Source organism: Pseudomonas sp. NPDC087615 (assembly GCF_044743445.1).
Taxonomy (GTDB): Bacteria; Pseudomonadota; Gammaproteobacteria; order Pseudomonadales; family Pseudomonadaceae; genus Aquipseudomonas; species Aquipseudomonas baetica_A.
On sequence record NZ_JBIUWM010000019.1, the window covers coordinates 48,851 to 67,350 of the forward strand.

Below are 18,500 nucleotides of genomic sequence, written 5' to 3' on the forward strand. Positions count from 1 at the left end.
CGACGTTCTGATAATTAGCTGATCTGCAAGACCCGAGCCATGGCCTGGTCATCGTCTTTGGCGGTGTTCATCATCTTGACGTGCAACTCGAACTGCTTGGCCAGGGCCAGCACCGATGTCATCTCTTCCACGGCATTGACGTTGCTCGATTCCAGGAAACCCGACACCAGTTTGACATTGGCATCGGCCGGTGCAGGCTTGCCGTCCTTGGTGTAAATCGAGCCATCGAGGCCCTTGTTCATGTTCTTGATGTCCGGGTTGACCAGTTTGATCCGGTCCACCTCTGCCATGACGCGCGGGCCTTCGCCCATCGCACGAATACTGATGGTGCCGTCTTCACCGACTTCGATCTTCTGCTCGGGCGGCACGGCGATCGGACCGCCATTGCCCATCACCGGCATGCCGTTGCCGGCGCGCAGTACGCCGAGGGCGTCGACATTCAGGCTGCCGGTACGCACGTAGCTTTCGCCACCGTTCGGGTTCTGCACGGCGATCCAGCCATTGCCGGCCACGGCGACGTCGAGGTCACGGCCGGTCTGCACCAGCGAGCCTGGGGTGAAATCAGTGGCGGGACGCTCGCTCATGGCATACGCACGCGCCGGAAAGCTGTCACCGAACACCGGCATCGAACGCGCCTGCTCCAGGTCGCGCTGAAAACCGTTGGTGGAGATGTTCGCCAGGTTGTTGGCATGCGCCTTTTGCGCCAGTGCGTTCTGGCTGGCGCCGGTCATTGCCACATAAAGGTACTTGTCCACACTCTTTCCTCTGCATGCCGGACGTTTGCCGCCCACCGCTGTACTGCTGAGCCATAAGCAATTTGCAGACCAACTTTTTTCTGGCGGCTTCAGGCCCGGCAAACAAAGGACTTGAGGGATTTTGAGCGAATGGGTGAAATGTATCGAAGTCGAAAAACCGGCGGTGTTATGCCGGTAGGTGGCAAAGCCTGGCGCTGAGGTTGTCGGTACCGACGCCTTCGCGAGCAAGCTCGCGCCCACAGGGATCGCATTTCAAATGTGGGAGCGAGCTTGCTCGCGAAGAGGCCATCATTACCAACACATGTTTGGGCTATGAATCAGTTTTACCGACTTCATACTCACGCAACTTATTGGCAATGGTCGTATGCGAAACCCCCAACCGCTTGCCTAATTGCCGACTGCTCGGATGCTCGGAATACAACCGTTCCAGCACTGCTTTCTCAAAACGCCCGACAATCTCGTCCAAACCACCCTCCAGCGAAAAATCGCCAAGCGGCTGACGCACGCCGTAATCCGGCAGACGAATATGCTCAGCCTTGACCGTGCCGCCATCACACAGCGAAACAGCCTGGAACAACACGTTTTCCAACTGCCGCACATTACCCGGCCAATGGTAATGGCTGAGCCGGTCCATCGCTGCCGGCGCCAGTTTGGGCAGCGAACACCCGATCTGACGACTGGCTTGATCGAGGAAGTGCTCCACCAGCGGCGTCAAGCCATCGAGGCATTCACGCAACGGTGGAATGTGCAGCGAAAGCACGTTCAAGCGGTGATACAAATCCTGGCGAAACTCACCGCGAGCGCACAACTCCGACAAGTCGACCTGCGTGGCACAGATCACCCGCACATCCAGATAAACCTCTTCGTCGCTGCCGACCCGACGGAAACAGCCATCCTGCAGAAAACGCAGCAACTTCACCTGCAAACGCGGACTCATCTCACCGACGCCGTCGAGAAACAAGGTGCCGCCCGCCGTCAGCTCCAGCAGCCCGAGCTTGCCTTCGGCGCGCGCACCTTCGAAAGCACCCGGCCCGTAGCCAAACAGCTCGGTCTCAGCCATCGACTCCGGCAGCCCAGCGCAATTGAGCGCCATCAACGGCGACTGCCCACGCGGACTGGCGAGGTGGCAGGCGCGCGCCAGCAACTCCTTGCCCGTGCCGGTTTCACCCTCTATCAATAAAGGTGCGTCCAATGGCGCCATGCGTCGCGCTTCGCGCACCACCGCAGCCATGACTTTCGAGCTTTGGAAGATACTGTCGAACCCGCGCAACTCTTGTTTGCGCACGTTATAGATGCGCTCGCCGACTCGGTCGGCGCGGTGCAATGTCAGTACCGCACCGGCCATGGCTTCGCTGTCGTCGTGCTCCGATTGCAGCGGTGCGATGTCGGCCAGAAATACGTCACCCTTAACCTTGACCCGCATGCCGTTGATTCGCGATTTGTTGGCACGCACCAGTTCCGGCAAGTCGAAATCCTCGGCGTAGCGCGAGAGCGGAATCCCCGGCACCTCATCAACCCGCACGCCCAGTAACTGCGCCGCCGCCCGGTTGGCCGCGACAATCGAGCCGCCCATGTCGATCGACAGCACCGGGAATTCCAAGGCGCCGAGCAAGGCATTCAACTCCATGTGCCGACGTTCGCTGGGCATCAGCCCTACTCGTTTGACCCCAAACACCCCGGCAATCGCCTCGAACTTCGGCCGCAGCGCCTGGAACTGGATGTTGATCAGGTTGGGACAATGCAGATAGATCGCGTTGCCGTGCTCACCACCGACCTCGCCGCGCGCGACGTTAATTCCGTAAGCCACCAGCAGGTTGAGGATGTCGCGCAGGATACCAATGCGGTTCTGGCAGTGAACTTTGATGCGCATAGAAAATGCCTGACAAGGATTGGGTTGAACACAATCCCTGTGCAAGCAAGCGGCTCCCACAGGGTTTTTCGGCGCACCTTGGTCTCACTTTTCTGTCGAGGCGCGCAGATAGTCGTCAAGATTATGTGACACCCAACAGCCTTTTCAAACCCGAAAATCACCGCAAACGCGAAGCAGACTACAATCTGTAACGAATACTTTACGAAAATCGAAGATCTTTCCTACAAGGACGCCATTCAACCCGCTGCAAATCAACACGCTCTCGAGTCATTCTGAGTCCATCGCTGGACATAACAAGAACGAATTCCCCTAGCAGGAGAGCAGCATGAAGCAGACGCAATACGTGGCCCGCGAGCCCGATGCGCAAGGTTTTATCGACTACCCCGCCGAAGAACACGCGGTGTGGAACACGCTGATCACTCGCCAACTGAAAGTGATCGAAGGGCGTGCGTGCCAGGAATATCTGGACGGTATCGAAAAACTCGGCCTGCCCCACGACCGCATTCCGCAACTGGGCGAAATCAACAAGGTGCTCGGTGAAACCACTGGCTGGCAGGTCGCTCGCGTACCGGCACTGATTCCCTTCCAAACGTTCTTTGAACTGCTCGCCAGCAAGCAATTTCCGGTGGCCACGTTTATTCGTACCCGCGAAGAGCTCGACTACCTGCAAGAGCCGGACATTTTCCACGAGATTTTTGGTCACTGCCCGCTGCTGACCAACCCGTGGTTCGCAGAATTCACTCACACCTACGGCAAACTCGGCCTGCAAGCGACCAAGGAAGAGCGTGTGTATCTGGCGCGCCTGTACTGGATGACCATCGAGTTCGGCCTGGTCGACACCCCGCAAGGCAAGCGCATCTACGGCGGCGGCATCCTGTCCTCACCGAAAGAAACCGTTTACTCGCTGTCGGACGAACCGGAGCATCAGGTGTTCGACCCGCTGGAAGCCATGCGCACGCCGTACCGCATCGACATTCTGCAACCCCTGTATTTTGTCCTGCCGAACCTCAAGCGCCTGTTCGACGTGGCCCATGAAGACATCATGGCCATGGTCAGACAAGGCATGCAGATGGGTCTGCATGCACCAAAATTTCCGCCGAAACCAAAAGCGGCGTGAACCGTGGCTTTTGCTTACAAGTGAGTCTGTCCGTTAGCGCCACTTTGGTTTAGCGTGGCGGTATTGACGTCCGTTATAAAAAAAACATTCGATTCAGGAATCCAACCATGTCCACTTTGAACCAAGCCCACTGCGAAGCCTGCCGCGCCGATGCGCCACAAGTCAGCGACGAAGAACTGCCGATCCTGATCAAGCAGATCCCTGACTGGAACATCGAAGTACGCGACAGCATCATGCAGCTGGAGAAAGTCTTCCTGTTCAAGAACTTCAAACATGCATTGGCCTTCACCAACGCCGTCGGCGAAATCTCCGAGGCCGAAGGTCACCACCCGGGCCTGTTGACCGAGTGGGGCAAAGTCACCGTGACCTGGTGGAGTCATTCGATCAAAGGCCTGCACCGCAACGACTTCATCATGGCCGCACGCACCGACGAAGTGGCCAAGACCGCAGAAGGACGCAAGTAATGCACTTCGACGCCATTGGCCGGGTACCCGGCGACCCGATCCTCGGTTTGATGGAGGCGTATGCGCAGGACAGCAACCCGCGCAAATTCGACCTGGGTGTTGGCGTCTACAAGGATGCCCAAGGCCTCACGCCAATCCCCGAGGCAGTGAAGATCGCCGAGGCACGGCTGGTCGAAAGCCAGGACACCAAAACCTACATCGGTGGTCACGGTAATCCGTTGTTTGGCAAAGTCATCAACGAGCTGGTGCTGGGTGCAGACTCGAAGTTGATCGCCGAACAACGTGCTGGCGCTACCCAGACGCCGGGCGGCACCGGTGCCCTGCGTCTGGCCGCCGACTTCATCGCGCAGTGTTTGCCGGGCAAAGGCGTATGGCTGAGCAACCCGACCTGGCCGATCCACGAAACCATTTTCGCGGCGGCCGGCGTCAAGATCAGTCACTACCCGTATGTGGGCAGCGATAACTGTCTCGACGTCGAAGCCATGCTCGCGGTGCTCAACGAAGCGCCGACGGGCGATGTGGTGCTGTTGCATGCGTGCTGCCACAACCCGACCGGTTTCGACCTGAGCCACGACGACTGGCAGCGCGTGCTGGACGTAGTGCGCCGTCGCGATTTGCTGCCGCTGATCGACTTTGCCTACCAGGGCTTTGGCGATGGTCTGGAGCAGGATGCGTGGTCGACCCGCTTGTTCGCTGCGCAACTGCCGGAGTTGCTGATCACCAGTTCCTGCTCGAAGAACTTCGGCCTGTATCGCGACCGCACCGGTGCGCTGATCGTCTGCGCGAACACCGCCGACAAGCTCCTCGACATTCGCAGCCAACTGGCCAACATCGCCCGCAACCTGTGGTCGACCCCACCGGATCACGGCGCAGCCGTTGTAGCGACCATCCTTGCCGATCCTGAGCTGAAAAGCCGCTGGGCCGACGAAGTAGAGGCCATGCGTTTGCGTATCGCGCAATTACGCAGCGGCTTGGTCGAGGCGCTCGAGCCCCATGGTCTGCGTGAGCGTTTTGCGCACATAGGCGTGCAGCGCGGGATGTTCTCTTACACCGGCCTGTCGCCGGAGCAAGTGAAACAGTTGCGCGAGCATCACAGCGTTTACATGGTCAGCTCGGGCCGGGCGAACGTTGCCGGTATCGACGCCACACGCCTCGCATTGCTGGCACAAGCCATCGCTGACGTCAGCAAATAGATCCAGCCACACAAAACCCTGTGGGAGCGGGCTTGCTCGCGAAGGCGCAGTGTCAGTCGACAATTAAGTTGCCTGATACACCGCCTTCGCGAGCAAGCCGGCTCCCACATTTACGTTGCGGTGATCTTTTGTTTTTGCTCCCCCTGCGGCCATTTGTCGCAATAATTCGAATTAAAAGTCTGATTGTCATTTTTCCTGCTGTATCCTGCGCAGGCTTTCAAAAAGCGCGGATCTACCAGATCTATCAACAGACTTAGCGAGGAGCGCAACCATGCACGAGATTCCTAATCTCCCCTTCCCAAGCCTGCACGTACCTGAGCAGACGACCACGCAACAAGCCGGCGCGGGGCAGCCCGAACCGAAAGAAGCCGTTGAGAGCCGCCCGGCCGACAGCGAAGAGTAAACCCGCCGTACAGACCGTGTGGAAAGCGCTAACATGCGCTTTCCACACTGCCTGAAACCCCGAGCCCGCCATGACCGACGAATTCTCCGAAAGCCAAGCCGCCGTTCTGATCGGTGCCACCGAGAAAATGATCGAGATCTGGAGTCGGCTCTCCCCCGAGAAGCAAGCCGCCCTGCTCGCCCGTTTCGGCAGCGAGGAGAACGCACTCGCCGCACTGGTCACCACGCAACTGGTCGCCCCCGCCAAACCCTGAAACCGTCGACCGGCAAATAGTTTTACTTTTCCCCGCCTCTGAAACGTTCGCGCCGGTATCATAAGCAGCCTATCTAATCTGCTGCTCCCGTGGACCTTTACCCATGTCGTTCTCTATGTCAGAGCCCCAGCGCCCCCTGGCGGTCACGCTGCAAGTCGTTTCCATCGTCCTCTTCACCTTTATCGGCTATCTGAACATCGGCATTCCGCTCGCTGTACTGCCGGGCTACGTCCACAGCGACCTCGGTTTCGGCGCGGTAATCGCCGGTCTGGTGATCAGCGTGCAATACCTCGCCACCCTGCTCAGCCGCCCGTATGCCGGCAAAATCATCGACAACAAAGGCAGCAAACTCGCGGTCATGTATGGCCTGGCCGGGTGCGGTTTGAGCGGTGTGTTCATGCTGATTTCGGCGTGGACTGCGAATCTGCCGATGCTCAGTTTGATCAGTCTGTTGATAGGACGACTGGTGCTGGGCAGCGCGGAAAGCCTCGTCGGCTCTGGCTCGATCGGCTGGGGCATTGGTCGGGTTGGCGCGGCGAACACCGCCAAAGTGATCTCATGGAACGGCATCGCCAGCTATGGCGCGCTGGCAATTGGCGCACCGTTCGGCGTGTGGCTGGTCAGCCGTCTGGGCTTATGGAGCATGGGGGTCAGCATCATCCTGCTGGCTGCTTTGGGCCTATTGCTCGCCTGGCCGAAAACCGCCGCGCCGATTGTCGTCGGTGAACGTCTACCGTTCATGCATGTGCTGGGCCGCGTCCTCCCTCACGGCTGCGGCCTGGCGCTGGGCTCAATCGGCTTCGGTACCATCGCCACCTTCATCACCCTCTATTACGCTACTCAGCACTGGGACAACGCGGTGCTCTGCCTGAGTCTGTTCGGCGCCAGTTTCATCGGTGCGCGGCTGCTGTTCGGCAACCTGATCAATCGTCTTGGAGGCTTTCGCGTGGCGATTGCCTGCCTGTCGGTGGAAACCCTTGGCCTATTGCTGTTGTGGCTGGCACCGGATGCCCATTGGGCATTGGCCGGCGCAGCGTTGAGCGGTTTTGGTTTCTCGCTGGTATTCCCGGCGCTGGGTGTGGAAGCGGTGAATCTGGTGCCCGCGTCCAGTCGCGGCGCGGCAGTCGGCGCTTACTCGCTGTTCATCGATTTGTCGCTGGGGATCACCGGGCCATTGGCCGGTGCGATTGCGGCAGGTTTCGGTTTTGCCTCGATTTTCCTGTTTGCCGCCCTCGCCTCTCTGAGTGGATTGGCGTTGAGCGTCTATCTGTACCGTCACACCGCCAAGTATCGCGAAGACTAGAAATCCACCTTGCCACGCCCGGCCTTGATGCTGCCGCGTTTGGTTTTCGACTCAAGCCGACGCTTCTTTGAACCGAGGGTCGGCTTGGTCGGACGGCGTTTTTTTTCGACTTTGGTGGCGCTCAGGATCAACTCGACCAGACGCTCCAGCGCATCGGCGCGGTTGGCTTCCTGCGTGCGGTATTGCTGGGCCTTGATGATCAACACGCCGTCGCTGGTGATGCGACTGTCGCGCAACGCGAGCAATCGCTCCTTGTAGAAATCAGGCAAGGACGAGGCCGGAATGTCGAAGCGCAGGTGCATAGCGCTGGAGACTTTGTTGACATTCTGCCCGCCGGCGCCCTGGGCACGGATGGCCGTCAATTCGATCTCGGCATCCGGCAGATGCACGTTGTTGGAAATCACCAGCATGGAAAAGCGTCCGTATTCAGAGTGCGCAGGATACCCTGATTAGCCAGAAAACGATCTCATGCCTGCACACGCAACTTCTTATGCACTTTGATGGCCAACATCGGGCTTGCGCTTATATCGAGAGTCATTTCGAGTTACCATTCCAACCTTTTCACTTACCAAATCAATGCAGGAAGCATAAGCATGACCAACAAAGCAGTTATCGTCTTCAGCGGCGGACAGGATTCAACCACCTGTTTGATCCACGCCCTGACTCACTACGATGAAATCCACTGCATCACGTTTGACTATGGTCAGCGTCATCACGCGGAAATTGAAGTTGCTCAGCACCTTTCGAAAAAGCTCGGCGTGACTGTGCATAAAACGCTGGATGTATCCTTGCTCAATGAATTGGCCATCAGCAGCCTGACACGCGACAACATTCCGGTACCGACGGTAAATAGTTCTGGAGAAAGTCTGCCAAGCACTTTCGTGCCAGGACGAAACATCCTGTTTTTGACCCTGGCGTCTATCTACGCCTATCAGGTACAAGCCAAGACGGTCATTACGGGTGTTTGTGAGACAGACTTCTCTGGTTACCCTGACTGTCGGGATGAATTCGTCAAGGCCCTGAATAAAGCCCTTGAACTAGGCATGGATTATAAACTGCAACTGGAAACGCCACTGATGTGGCTGAACAAGGCAGAAACCTGGGCCTTGGCTGATTACCACAATCAATTGGATCTGGTTCGCGAAGAAACACTGACTTGTTACAACGGCATCAAAGGCAGTGGATGCTCTGATTGCGATGCCTGTAATCTTCGCGCGAAAGGGTTGAATGAATTCCTGAATAACAAAGCGCAGGTGGCGCACAGCCTGAAAGCAAAACTGAATTTAAAGTAAACCACAGCAACAAGCGCTCACCAAGGACGGCGGTGACGACATCCCCGTGAGCGCTACCACTATCTTACTGCGCCTGAGCCCCCGTTAAATATTTCTTGAACAATGCCCTTGCGCCGTATGCAGGCAAGACATTAAAGAAAGCGAATCCGACCTTTATCGCGATCTGAACATAGATCATGCCCAGTATCGCGCTATTCTCCATCGCGCCGTAAAAGGCAATGAAGCAGAAAAGAAAACTGTCGATGATCACCGCAAACAGCGTACTTAAAAACACTCGCAAGAACAGAAATCTGGAATTTGTGAGCTCTTTTATTTTGCACAGCAGATAGGAATTTATATTCTCGGAAACCAGAAACGATACAGACGACGCTACCAGGACTGCCGATAACTGACTGATCACATCATTGTAAGCGCCATCAAGCTTCCAACCCGGTAGCCCTGGAAGATGGGTCGTAATCGCCAGCAAAATGATAATGGCCGCATTGCTGATGAAAGCAAAGAGAATTGCCTTTCGCGCAAGCCTGAGGCCGAACGTCTCATTCAGCAAGTCAACGATCAGAAACGTTAGCGGATAAAGAAAGGTGCCCGGCGTTACGACAATATCAAAATATTCCAGATAAATCGGCTTTGTTGCAGCAATACTGGTGAAGATATAAAGGGTGAACAGCATCAGGTTCATAATGATATAGATCATCCATGAACTCTCATGCCGATCATTTATCTCGTAGGCAGTGAGCGCACCGCCCTGGGAATAGAACTTTTTGTAGAGGCTTTTCATTTCTATTTTATTTAGATTGTCCATAATCTCACTACTCAACACTTCACTTAACTTTATTTTAATTACTTTGCCTGTAGCAATAACCATAATAACAGCCAGACTTTTCCCATTTTCAAACCCCAACAACTTATACTTACTGTTTTCCCTTCCAATACTGCAATCCATTAAATCGTTCCTCGATTATGTCCCCAACAACACAAACCAAATCAAAATCAACCTCATTGGTTATATATAACTTTTTCGTGTTTTTATCATACACCAGCTTTTCCCTGTCGCTGCTCGACGCCCCCTTCTGCACGATCAACAAATCGCCAGGTTCATTCATACCACTGATCTCGTTTTCCAGAAGTACACCGATCAAATTGAAGGATGTGCCAAAATAATAAGTCAACGGATAAAGGGTGGCCAATTCGCCAATTCTTTTATCCAGACTCTCGAGCACCAGACTTTCTTTTATGACCGGCACCGCTGCCGGATTCATGTTTCCTTGCGGAGAGACACTGCTTTCTATTATCTCTTTTTCTTCAAAATCAATCGTTTCTATTTCACCATAAGAAACACCGAAAAAATCAGAAATCTTACGGACAGTGGACTGCTGTACATTGACCACCTTGCCTTCGAGAATGTTATAGATAGTCGTTCTGGTCAAACCACTGGAATTGCACAGCGACAGTTGTGTCTCACCACGACTCTTTATCAAATACTTGATATTGTTTTTCAGATTCTCCGATCTTTCTCTTCTATGCATAAAATGCTGACCTTTTTTATACAGGCAACTAACAACACACCAAGAATAATTATTCAGTGGCTACACAGGCAAACTATTAATACAGTTGAACGGGTATAAGAACCGCGAGAGATCATAGCATTCTCCATCCTTGGTTTTGGTACAAAAGTCATTTGACGAACAACGCATGGTGCACCGTTGCACGATCAATTCGCAATCTGTACTGATTCGTTAGCTCTCCCCCTCACCCGCGATACTCGTAAAGCCACGGCTCCCGACCTGCTGTTTTACACCCAATGCTCGCGTAAAAAGAATCATTTTATTTGAACAATGTTCACTTTTTTGATTAATTCCTCTGGCGTTCCTCAGTGAAATACCTATGATGCGTCGAGCCCCCCCTCCTCCACCAGTGAGTGGCGATGAAGGAAAGCGGGTTGTCTATACAGGGATTGGTTTTGCGCGTACTGGCGCCAGAACACGGAATCTACCTGTATCGGGTTCGGCAACGCATGGACGTATGCACACAGGCAAAACCAAGGAAGGAATACAAGTAATGGCAGTCAATACTGAACCGCTTTTGAACCAATCCGACTTACTGCGAAGAGGTTTGGCGGATCTTCGAGCGGAAGATGCCGAACTCGCTGAAATCCTCGACGCCGAAGTCGCGCGTCAACACCGAACGCTGTCGCTGGCCTCCTCCTCCTGCGCCGTCACGCCTCGCACCCTGGCGGCATCTGCTTCAACGCTGGTCAACGTCACGGCAGAGGGTATGCCCGGCAGGCGCCATGACGCAGGATGCGAAAACGCCGACCTGATCGAATCACTCGCCACCCGCAGAGCACAGGAACTGTTCGGCGCCGAATACGCCAACGTGCAATCACACTCGGCATCGACCGCCACTTACCAAGTGCTCACTGCCTTGCTTGAACCGGGCGATACCCTGCTGGGAATGGCCGTCGAACACGGCGGTGATCTCACCCATGGCAGCGCCAAAGCGTTCTCGGGCGCTTACTACAAGGCGATCCAGTACGGTACGACAGCAGACGGTGTCATCGATTACGACAAAGTACGCAGCCTGGCGCTTGCTCACCGCCCGCGCATCATCATGTGCGGCGCAACGGCCTACTCGCGGGCTGTGGATTTTGAGCGTTTGCGCGAGATTGCCGATGAAGCCGGGGCGATCCTGCTCGCTGACATTTCGCATATCGCCGGACTGGTTGCCACGGGGCGCCACCCGAGTCCGATCAACGCAGCCCACATCACCACGACCTGCACGCACAAACAACTCATGGGGCCACGCGGCGGCCTGATACTCTCGGGCCGAGATGCCAACACCAAGGTTCCCGGCCTGCGGGTGACCTTCCGTCACGCCCTCGATCAAGCCGTTTTCCCACAAATGCAAGGTGCGCCAGCCGTCAACATGATCGCAGCCAAGGCTTGCGCGCTGGGCTATGCGATGTCTGCAGAGTTCGACGCTTACATGGCGCGGATTCGCAGATCGGCAGATGAAATTGCCAGTGCGTTTCAAACCCATGATTACGAAGTCGTGGGCGGCGCCAGTGAAAACCACACGGTACTGATTCGCTTGCGTAACGGCGTCACCGGCGCCATTGCGCAGAAAGCGCTAGAGCACTGCGGGATCATCGTGAACAAACACCGCGTACCCGGCGAGACTCGACCGGCACTCATTACCAGTGGTTTGCGAATCGGCACCGGCTCTCTGGCGCAACGTCACATCGACCGCCAGGGATGCCGTGAAATCGTCGGTTTGATCTGCCAGATTCTGGGCAAGGTGACGCCACTCGGCGAGCGCGAATACACGCTGGAACCCGCGCTGAGGGAGCAATTCCGTTTACGGGCCGAGGCATTGTGTACGGCGTATCCCATCGCCGATTACGTATAGCAGCGAACACAAAAAACCCGGCGCTTGGCCGGGTTTGTTGTTTTTACGTTTCGCTTACTTTGCGACAGAACCCGCCGCGTGCAGCGCCTGCTGCGCACCGCGCTTGTTCTTGATCACATAGCAGACCCACATGAACACGACCCACACCGGAATCGCATACACCGATATCTGGATACCCGGGATCAGCAGCATGACGCCGAGGATGAACGCGACGAACGCCAGGCAGATGTAGTTGCCGTACGGATACCAGAGCGCCTTGAACAGCGGCGTTTGCTTGGTCTTGTTCATATGCTGACGGAACTTGAAGTGCGAGAAGCTGATCATTGCCCAGTTGATCACCAGCGTCGCCACAACGAGCGACATCAGCAGTTCCAGCGCATGCTGCGGGATCAGGTAGTTGAGCAACACCGCCACCAGCGTCACCGCCGCCGAGGCTAGGATCGAACGCACTGGCACGCCGCGCTTGTCGATCTTCGCCAGAGCTTTCGGCGCATCGCCCTGCTCGGCCATGCCCAGGAGCATGCGGCTGTTGCAGTAGGTACCACTGTTGTAAACCGACAGCGCAGCGGTCAGCACGACAAAGTTGAGGATGTGGGCGGCGGTGTTGCTGCCGAGCATCGAGAACACTTGTACGAACGGGCTACCACTGTAGGAATCGCCGTTTGCGTTGAGGGTTTCCAGCAGGCTGTCCCACGGGGTCAGCGACAGCAGGATCACCAGAGCGCCGATGTAGAAAATCAGGATCCGGTAGATCACCTGGTTGATTGCTTTCGGGATCACGGTTTTCGGTTTGTCGGCCTCGGCTGCGGTGAAACCGAGCATTTCCAGACCGCCAAACGAGAACATGATGATGGCCATGGCCATCACCAGACCACTGACACCGTTCGGAAAGAAACCACCGTGGGACCACAGGTTGCTGACCGAGGCTTGCGGGCCGCCATTACCGCTGACCAGCAGGTAGCTGCCCAGCGCAATCATGCCGACGATCGCCACGACTTTGATGATCGCGAACCAGAATTCGGCTTCACCGAATACTTTGACGTTGGCCAGGTTGATGGCGTTGATCAGCACAAAGAAAGCAGCAGCAGAAACCCACGTCGGGATGTCGGGCGCCCAGTAGTGGATGTACTTGCCGACCGCCGTCAGCTCCGACATGCCCACTAGAATGTACAGAATCCAGCAGTTCCAGCCCGACAGGAAACCGGCGAAACCGCCCCAGTATTTATGCGCGAAATGGCTGAAGGAACCGGCCACCGGCTCTTCGACAATCATCTCGCCAAGCTGGCGCATGATCATGAAGGCGATAAAGCCGCAGATGGCGTAGCCGAGGATCATCGACGGGCCGGCGGATTTCAGCACCCCGGCCGAGCCAAGGAACAATCCGGTACCGATCGCGCCACCGAGGGCGATCAGTTGAATGTGGCGATTTTTCAGGCCGCGTTTCAGCTCGCCTGATTGTGAGGGTTGTCCACTCATGAAAAAGGTCTCACGCAAGGTTTGATGATGTTCAGTAGACGTTGCTGCAAGGTTGCGATTTCAAGCAGCCCCGATCAAACCCCAGCGCAGGCACCAGGAGTTCAGCTTTTTTACAACGGTCATGCGTCACCTGTTTGTTTTTATCTGTGACGAAATCGAACCCGACACGCTTGTGACGCGGCGGAGTGAGCAAGGCGGATAGCCTTGAGATTTTCGCGATTACGCAGAGGGTCACAGTTAAAACGCGGCGCATTGTACACCGCTAACCCCCTGCTGCCAGACTCCGCTGGATCAGCGTGTCGGTTGCCGGGATTGCACGTGTCCGCCTCGAGTCGCAAGGGCGGCTGCAAAAAATGAGTCAGGCCGTTGCAGGCCATCGACGGGGACGAGTGGAAAACCGTCCCACGGTGAGAGGTGGAGATCAGTCTCGGCGTTCATTGCGCCTCCTTCTTGTTATTCGCCTGCACGACAGGCATGGAGCGCATCTCACCCTTCAAACGCCCCTGAAACAAGCGGGCCAGAGCCTTACACAACTCTTGGCCGGGCGGCTTTCGGCAGCTTTTCCTTACACCATCGACGCGTGCGGTCTTTCAATGGGTTTGGCCGTCCTTTTCGTAAATATTTCCTTACGATGCGTAACGTGAAATTTCCACTTCAGAAAATTCCGTAGGTCGCCTGCAAATTGACGGTAGCTAGCTCACTATCGAAAAAACTATTTAGTTTTTTGTTTTTAAATAAGAAAAAACCCACCCCAAAACAGAATAAAAAGTTCATTTAAAAATTAGGTAAATAATTTTTTGCATTACAAAAAACCATGAACTAGGTTCTTCACGTCTCGCCGGCCAACTCGACCGGCCAGTCACAACCATGAAAGTCATTTAGGAGATCGACCATGCAAGCACTGGAAAAAGACTTGGATACCGAACTGCAACTGGACGAATGGTTTGAAGCACCCACCCACGAAGCGGCCGTGGAAATGATGCAAACCGACGCGGTCGTGCCGTTCGGCACCGCGATGTGGCCTCTGTAACACATCCTTGGGCAGGCACGATCCGGCCGGTCGTGCTTGCCGCTTTTTTCACGGTCAGTCAGGGAGGACTCATGGATAAGCCACGCGCGATCTCGCATTTCCTTTACTACCTCGAACACCACCCTGCCCTCGCCGGCCTCGACTCGGCGCGGGTTCTGCTTGGCCACACTGCCGATTACGAAGCCCTCACCGGCGCCATCGCCGAACAGGCCGGCGAACATTCACGCTTCAGGTTCAGCGCCCGACGTCTGGATCTGGACAGTAGCGCAGCGCTGAGTTCGGCGATCACCGACAGCGATCTGTACATTTTCTTCTATGACTCTTCCACGCTGCCCAACCCGCGCCCCGACGGCCCGGAGTTTGTTCGCGCCCTGCAAGCGGTGATGGCGCAAAACTGGAAGAAGTCTCTGCTGTTCAAGGATTACGGCGATTATTTCTACGACACGTTCAGTGTCACGCCGCAGCGCATCGCGGGCCTGAACAGCCACTTGATCCAGCGCATGTCCCAGGCGACGACGTTGAGTTTCAAAGACGACGAAGGCTCATGGTTCGAAACGCCCATGAGCAGCATCAAGAAGTGGACCGACATCAACGGCGTCGGCAACTTCGACCTGGCCCCCGGTGAAATCGCCACCCACAGCGAAGAAATCAACGGCCATGTGAAGTTCAAGGGCACCTTCCTCAGCACCATCCCGTTCGCGCGCAAATATGGCGTGCTGGAGTCACCGCTGGAGCTGTGGATCGAGAACTCGACCATCCGCCGCATCGCCACCGATGTGCCGGGGCTGGAGCATGATTTCAACAAGTACCTGGACGCGAACCCGTCGAACCGGCGCATCGAGGAGCTGGGGATTGGCACCAACGAAGGCGTGAAAATACTGTATGCGCGCAATGCCGGGTTTGAAGAGCGGCATTGTGGATTGCACCTTGGGCTTGGGGGTGGAGCCAAGGGCAGTCATCACCTCGACCTGATCTTCTCCGGTGGCGTGTTGGCGCTGGATGACAAGCCAGTGTTTGATGGACGGTTTGTGTTTTAGCCTGAAATTGATGGCGCTGCTAGCGGCCTCTTCGCGGGCAAGCCCGCTCCCACAGGGTTTTGTGTCGTTCACAGACATTGTGTGCACCGCTGAAACCTGTGGGAGCGGGCTTGCTCGCGAAGAGGCCGGGCCAGGCACCACAACACTTTCGCCAGACGAAAAAAAACGCCAACCCTGCGGTTGGCGTTTTTCATTCAGGCGCTAAACCCGATCACTCAGGCTTCTTGCGCCCGAAGCCCGGACGCTGGCCAGAGCCAGCCGGTGCGCCGCGACGCTTGCCCGACGGCGTGTCACCGTCGACCAGTTTGATCCCCGGGCGCTTCGGCGCAGGCTTGGCCGGACGCTTATTGGTGGTGTCCGCCGGACGATCCGCTACCGGTGTACCGCGACCGGCCGGTGCGCCACGCTCACCACGCTCGGTGCGACCGCTAGCCGGACGCGGAGCGCGCTCGCCGTCACGGGCGACTGGTTTGCGACCCGGACGCTCGCCTTCGATCTGTGGCTCGCGGGATGGACGTGGGCCGGTCGGCGCGCCAGCGGCTGGACGCAGGGTACGCACGCGCTCGGTCTTGGCCATCGGCCGCGACGATTTGCGCTGCATGCGTTCCAGCTTGTCTTTGCTCTTGGCATTGAGCTGCGGCATTGCCACCGGCGTCAGACCCACTTCAGCACTCAGAATATCGACTTCGTACTGGCTCATTTCGCGCCAGCGGCCCATCGGCAGGTCGGAGTTGAGGAACACCGGGCCGAAACGCACACGCTTCAGACGGCTGACCACCAGACCTTGCGATTCCCACAGACGACGGACCTCACGGTTACGGCCTTCCATGACCACGCAGTGATACCAGTGGTTGAAACCTTCGCCGCCCGGTGCCTGCTTGATGTCGGTGAACTTGGCCGGGCCGTCTTCCAGCACCACGCCGGCCTTCAGGCGCTCGATCATTTCGTCATCGACTTCACCGCGTACACGCACGGCGTACTCACGGTCCATCTCGTAGGACGGGTGCATCAGGCGGTTGGCCAGCTCACCGTCGGTGGTGAACATCAGCAGACCGGTGGTGTTGATGTCGAGGCGACCGATGTTGATCCAGCGGCCTTCTTTCGGACGCGGCAGCTTGTCGAACACGGTCGGACGGCCTTCCGGGTCGTCACGGGTGCAGATTTCGCCATCGGGTTTGTTGTACATGATCACGCGGCGTACCGATTCGGCAGCCTCTTCACGCTTGATCACCTTGCCATCAATGGTGATGGCGTCGTGCAAGTCGACGCGCAGGCCGAGGGTGGCGTCTTTGCCATTGACCTTGATCCGGCCTTGGCTGATCCAGGCTTCCACGTCACGGCGCGAGCCGACGCCGATACGGGCGAGGACTTTCTGCAGTTTTTCGCCTGCTGGGCCGATTTCCTGGTCGTCTTTCTGATTGATGTCACTCATCTGGGCACCTCCCGGTGTGGTCTGTTCAGGCGGCGCCTGAAGCATTGAAATCTGGGTACTTGGCCGAAGGGATCGACGAAGGGTCGCGAATCATACGCGGATGTGGGCCATCGCGCATCAGAGACTAGCTGATCGATGCACAGTTATTTCTTTTTCCGCCGACCGGCGGCGCCGAGCTTGATCAGGCGCAGCGCGGCTTCGGCCAGCACTGTGCGCTTGTCATCCTTGTCGAGTTTCTTCCAGGCCTTGATTTCGCGCTTGCTGCGGCCGCAGCCGAGGCAAATGTCGTCGGTGAATTTGCAGAGGCTGATACAGGGGTCTTTGGTTGAACTCATACCTACTCCGGAAACACACAAATATCCCTTGTGGGAGCGAGCCTGCTCGCGAAGGCGGAGGGTCAGCCAGCATCAATGTTGAATGTCAGAATGCTTTCGCGAGCAGGCTCGCTCCCACAGGGGGAGTGATGCTGCTCATGAGACATGTTCAGTCCTCAAACTCACGGCGTTCGGCTTCGATCGCTTCAGCCAGCGCGCGGGCTTCGGCTTCTTCTTCGCTCAACTCGGGCTCGGGCTTGAGTTCTGGCACTGATTGCTCGAGTGCGGCAACAGCGGCGAGGAGTTTTTCCCGGGCCTCGGCGACGCCGAGCACGTCCTCTTCAGGTTCGGCTTCAAGCTCGGATTCAAGTTCAACCTCGATAACCGGCTCGGTGATTTGCGTCTCAGGCTCAACCGGCGGCGCTTCGAAATCGGCGCCATCACGCAACAAATCATCAAAATCGGTCTTGATCCCCTCCTCCATACCGTCCAGCTCCAGCAGCAAGGTGTGGAAACTGGTTTCCTCCTTCTCCTCTTCGGGCTCGGCACTGGCGTCGGCCAGCTCCTGCAAACTTTGGGGCACCGGTGCATCGTCGAAATCGAGCACCGGGTCGGCCTCCATCTCGCGCAGTTCGGCCAGCGGCGGCAAGTCTTCGAGGTTCTTCAGGTTGAAGTGATCGAGAAACGCCTTGGTTGTCGCAAACATCGCCGGTTTCCCCGGCACGTCGCGGTAACCGACGATGCGGATCCACTCGCGTTCGATCAGGGTTTTGACGATGTTGCTGTTGACCGCCACACCGCGCACATCCTCGATCTCGCCCCGGGTGATGGGCTGGCGATAGGCGATCAGCGCGATGGTCTCCAGCAAGGCACGGGAATAGCGCTGCGGGCGCTCCTCCCACAGACGGCCAACCCATGGCGAAAACTTCTCGCGAATCTGCAAGCGATAGCCTGAGGAGACCTCTTTGAGCTCGAACGCTCGGCCATCACAGGACTTGGCGAGCAACGCCAGGGCTTTCTTGAAGACCGGCGGTTCAGGACGTTCGCCCTCTTCGAACAGTTCGTAGAGACGTTCAAGCGATTGCGGCTTTCCCGAGGCCAACAGAAAGGCTTCAAGCAGGGGCGCCAGCTCGCGGGGTTCAGTCAGGTTCAT

Annotated in this window: 19 protein-coding genes; 10 read left to right on the forward strand and 9 right to left on the reverse strand. The window is 56.7% G+C overall.

Features of this window, described 5'->3' with window-relative positions; all coding sequences use genetic code 11:
• Positions 1-14: 14 nt before the first annotated feature.
• Positions 15-755, reverse strand: a complete 741-nt coding sequence (locus ACIOU6_RS11810) for a flagellar basal body rod protein FlgF (RefSeq protein ID WP_221732009.1) — start codon at positions 753-755, stop codon at positions 15-17.
• A gap of 310 nt (positions 756-1,065) precedes the next feature.
• Positions 1,066-2,625 carry a sigma-54-dependent transcriptional regulator gene (locus ACIOU6_RS11815; RefSeq protein ID WP_221732010.1) on the reverse strand — a complete coding sequence of 520 codons (1,560 nt, stop codon included), beginning with the start codon at positions 2,623-2,625 and terminating at the stop codon, positions 1,066-1,068.
• Between the two features lie 325 nt (positions 2,626-2,950).
• Between ACIOU6_RS11815 and phhA the strand changes: the two genes are divergently transcribed.
• The 6 genes from phhA (at position 2,951) to ACIOU6_RS11845 (ending at position 7,358) form a co-directional block, all read left to right on the forward strand.
• The gene (gene phhA, locus ACIOU6_RS11820; protein WP_221732011.1) at positions 2,951-3,742 is read left to right on the forward strand and encodes a phenylalanine 4-monooxygenase; all 792 of its coding nucleotides are present in this window, start codon (positions 2,951-2,953) and stop codon (positions 3,740-3,742) included.
• A gap of 107 nt (positions 3,743-3,849) precedes the next feature.
• Positions 3,850-4,206, forward strand: coding sequence for a 4a-hydroxytetrahydrobiopterin dehydratase (locus tag ACIOU6_RS11825; RefSeq protein WP_003222798.1), 357 nt, complete (start codon positions 3,850-3,852; stop codon positions 4,204-4,206).
• Complete coding sequence (locus ACIOU6_RS11830; RefSeq protein WP_401136383.1) at positions 4,206-5,399, forward strand: amino acid aminotransferase; 1,194 nt, start codon at positions 4,206-4,208, stop codon at positions 5,397-5,399. The genes ACIOU6_RS11825 and ACIOU6_RS11830 overlap by 1 nt, the downstream gene beginning before the upstream one ends.
• 271 nt (positions 5,400-5,670) lie before the next feature.
• Positions 5,671-5,802 (forward strand): hypothetical protein, encoded by a 132-nt coding sequence (locus ACIOU6_RS11835; protein WP_260455831.1) that lies wholly within the window; start codon positions 5,671-5,673, stop codon positions 5,800-5,802.
• Positions 5,803-5,872: 70 nt separating this feature from the next.
• Positions 5,873-6,055, forward strand: coding sequence for a hypothetical protein (locus ACIOU6_RS11840; RefSeq protein WP_042558181.1), 183 nt, complete (start codon positions 5,873-5,875; stop codon positions 6,053-6,055).
• 103 nt (positions 6,056-6,158) lie between these two features.
• Positions 6,159-7,358 carry an MFS transporter gene (locus tag ACIOU6_RS11845; RefSeq protein WP_401136386.1) on the forward strand — a complete coding sequence of 400 codons (1,200 nt, stop codon included), beginning with the start codon at positions 6,159-6,161 and terminating at the stop codon, positions 7,356-7,358.
• Here ACIOU6_RS11845 and arfB read toward each other — a convergent pair.
• Complete coding sequence (gene arfB, locus ACIOU6_RS11850) at positions 7,355-7,768, reverse strand: alternative ribosome rescue aminoacyl-tRNA hydrolase ArfB (RefSeq protein WP_221732015.1); 414 nt, start codon at positions 7,766-7,768, stop codon at positions 7,355-7,357. The genes ACIOU6_RS11845 and arfB overlap by 4 nt on opposite strands.
• A 183-nt stretch (positions 7,769-7,951) precedes the next feature.
• Here arfB and queC point away from each other — a divergent pair, with 183 nt between their 5' ends.
• Positions 7,952-8,650, forward strand: a complete 699-nt coding sequence (gene queC, locus ACIOU6_RS11855; protein WP_221732016.1) for a 7-cyano-7-deazaguanine synthase QueC — start codon at positions 7,952-7,954, stop codon at positions 8,648-8,650.
• Between the two features lie 64 nt (positions 8,651-8,714).
• On the opposite strand, the gene ACIOU6_RS11860 is transcribed toward queC, so the two are convergent.
• A complete protein-coding gene (locus ACIOU6_RS11860) occupies positions 8,715-9,593 on the reverse strand; it encodes a queuosine precursor transporter (protein WP_401136391.1) in 879 nt (292 codons plus the stop codon).
• Positions 9,562-10,176, reverse strand: a complete 615-nt coding sequence (locus ACIOU6_RS11865; RefSeq protein ID WP_221732018.1) for a helix-turn-helix transcriptional regulator — start codon at positions 10,174-10,176, stop codon at positions 9,562-9,564. Before ACIOU6_RS11865 ends, ACIOU6_RS11860 begins: the two co-directional genes overlap by 32 nt.
• A gap of 532 nt (positions 10,177-10,708) precedes the next feature.
• Here ACIOU6_RS11865 and glyA point away from each other — a divergent pair.
• Positions 10,709-12,058 (forward strand): serine hydroxymethyltransferase, encoded by a 1,350-nt coding sequence (glyA, locus tag ACIOU6_RS11870; RefSeq protein WP_401136394.1) that lies wholly within the window; start codon positions 10,709-10,711, stop codon positions 12,056-12,058.
• 54 nt (positions 12,059-12,112) lie between these two features.
• Here the strand turns inward: glyA and ACIOU6_RS11875 are convergent, their stop codons facing one another.
• Positions 12,113-13,534 (reverse strand): amino acid permease, encoded by a 1,422-nt coding sequence (locus ACIOU6_RS11875; protein ID WP_401136396.1) that lies wholly within the window; start codon positions 13,532-13,534, stop codon positions 12,113-12,115.
• An 892-nt stretch (positions 13,535-14,426) separates the two neighbouring features.
• On the opposite strand from ACIOU6_RS11875, the gene ACIOU6_RS11880 reads away from it, so the two are divergent.
• Positions 14,427-14,564, forward strand: a complete 138-nt coding sequence (locus ACIOU6_RS11880) for a hypothetical protein (RefSeq protein ID WP_401136399.1) — start codon at positions 14,427-14,429, stop codon at positions 14,562-14,564.
• Positions 14,565-14,635: 71 nt separating this feature from the next.
• A complete protein-coding gene (locus ACIOU6_RS11885; protein WP_401136401.1) occupies positions 14,636-15,601 on the forward strand; it encodes a leucyl aminopeptidase in 966 nt (321 codons plus the stop codon).
• Between the two features lie 211 nt (positions 15,602-15,812).
• Here ACIOU6_RS11885 and rluB read toward each other — a convergent pair whose 3' ends face one another.
• The 3 genes from rluB to scpB form a co-directional block, all read right to left on the reverse strand.
• Entirely contained in the window at positions 15,813-17,033 is a 1,221-nt protein-coding gene (gene rluB / locus ACIOU6_RS11890) for a 23S rRNA pseudouridine(2605) synthase RluB (RefSeq protein WP_401136403.1), read from the reverse strand.
• 143 nt (positions 17,034-17,176) lie between these two features.
• Positions 17,177-17,368, reverse strand: coding sequence for a DUF1289 domain-containing protein (locus tag ACIOU6_RS11895; protein ID WP_401136405.1), 192 nt, complete (start codon positions 17,366-17,368; stop codon positions 17,177-17,179).
• A gap of 148 nt (positions 17,369-17,516) precedes the next feature.
• Positions 17,517-18,500, reverse strand: a complete 984-nt coding sequence (gene scpB / locus ACIOU6_RS11900; RefSeq protein ID WP_401136407.1) for an SMC-Scp complex subunit ScpB — start codon at positions 18,498-18,500, stop codon at positions 17,517-17,519.

Bases quoted from the DNA above. Each gene is read 5' to 3' on its own strand.
- phhA (WP_221732011.1), top strand. From the start codon at position 2,951: ATGAAGCAGACGCAATACGTGGCCCGCGAGCCCGATGCGCAAGGTTTT.
- glyA (WP_401136394.1), top strand. From the start codon at position 10,709: ATGGCAGTCAATACTGAACCGCTTTTGAACCAATCCGACTTACTGCGA.
- ACIOU6_RS11865 (WP_221732018.1), bottom strand. From the start codon at position 10,176: ATGCATAGAAGAGAAAGATCGGAGAATCTGAAAAACAATATCAAGTAT.
- ACIOU6_RS11815 (WP_221732010.1), bottom strand. From the start codon at position 2,625: ATGCGCATCAAAGTTCACTGCCAGAACCGCATTGGTATCCTGCGCGAC.
- rluB (WP_401136403.1), bottom strand. From the start codon at position 17,033: ATGAGTGACATCAATCAGAAAGACGACCAGGAAATCGGCCCAGCAGGC.
- scpB (WP_401136407.1), bottom strand. From the start codon at position 18,500: ATGAACCTGACTGAACCCCGCGAGCTGGCGCCCCTGCTTGAAGCCTTT.
- ACIOU6_RS11885 (WP_401136401.1), top strand. From the start codon at position 14,636: ATGGATAAGCCACGCGCGATCTCGCATTTCCTTTACTACCTCGAACAC.
- ACIOU6_RS11825 (WP_003222798.1), top strand. From the start codon at position 3,850: ATGTCCACTTTGAACCAAGCCCACTGCGAAGCCTGCCGCGCCGATGCG.
- ACIOU6_RS11895 (WP_401136405.1), bottom strand. From the start codon at position 17,368: ATGAGTTCAACCAAAGACCCCTGTATCAGCCTCTGCAAATTCACCGAC.
- ACIOU6_RS11860 (WP_401136391.1), bottom strand. From the start codon at position 9,593: ATGGATTGCAGTATTGGAAGGGAAAACAGTAAGTATAAGTTGTTGGGG.
- queC (WP_221732016.1), top strand. From the start codon at position 7,952: ATGACCAACAAAGCAGTTATCGTCTTCAGCGGCGGACAGGATTCAACC.
- ACIOU6_RS11840 (WP_042558181.1), top strand. From the start codon at position 5,873: ATGACCGACGAATTCTCCGAAAGCCAAGCCGCCGTTCTGATCGGTGCC.
- ACIOU6_RS11830 (WP_401136383.1), top strand. From the start codon at position 4,206: ATGCACTTCGACGCCATTGGCCGGGTACCCGGCGACCCGATCCTCGGT.
- ACIOU6_RS11835 (WP_260455831.1), top strand. From the start codon at position 5,671: ATGCACGAGATTCCTAATCTCCCCTTCCCAAGCCTGCACGTACCTGAG.
- ACIOU6_RS11875 (WP_401136396.1), bottom strand. From the start codon at position 13,534: ATGAGTGGACAACCCTCACAATCAGGCGAGCTGAAACGCGGCCTGAAA.
- arfB (WP_221732015.1), bottom strand. From the start codon at position 7,768: ATGCTGGTGATTTCCAACAACGTGCATCTGCCGGATGCCGAGATCGAA.
- ACIOU6_RS11880 (WP_401136399.1), top strand. From the start codon at position 14,427: ATGCAAGCACTGGAAAAAGACTTGGATACCGAACTGCAACTGGACGAA.
- ACIOU6_RS11845 (WP_401136386.1), top strand. From the start codon at position 6,159: ATGTCGTTCTCTATGTCAGAGCCCCAGCGCCCCCTGGCGGTCACGCTG.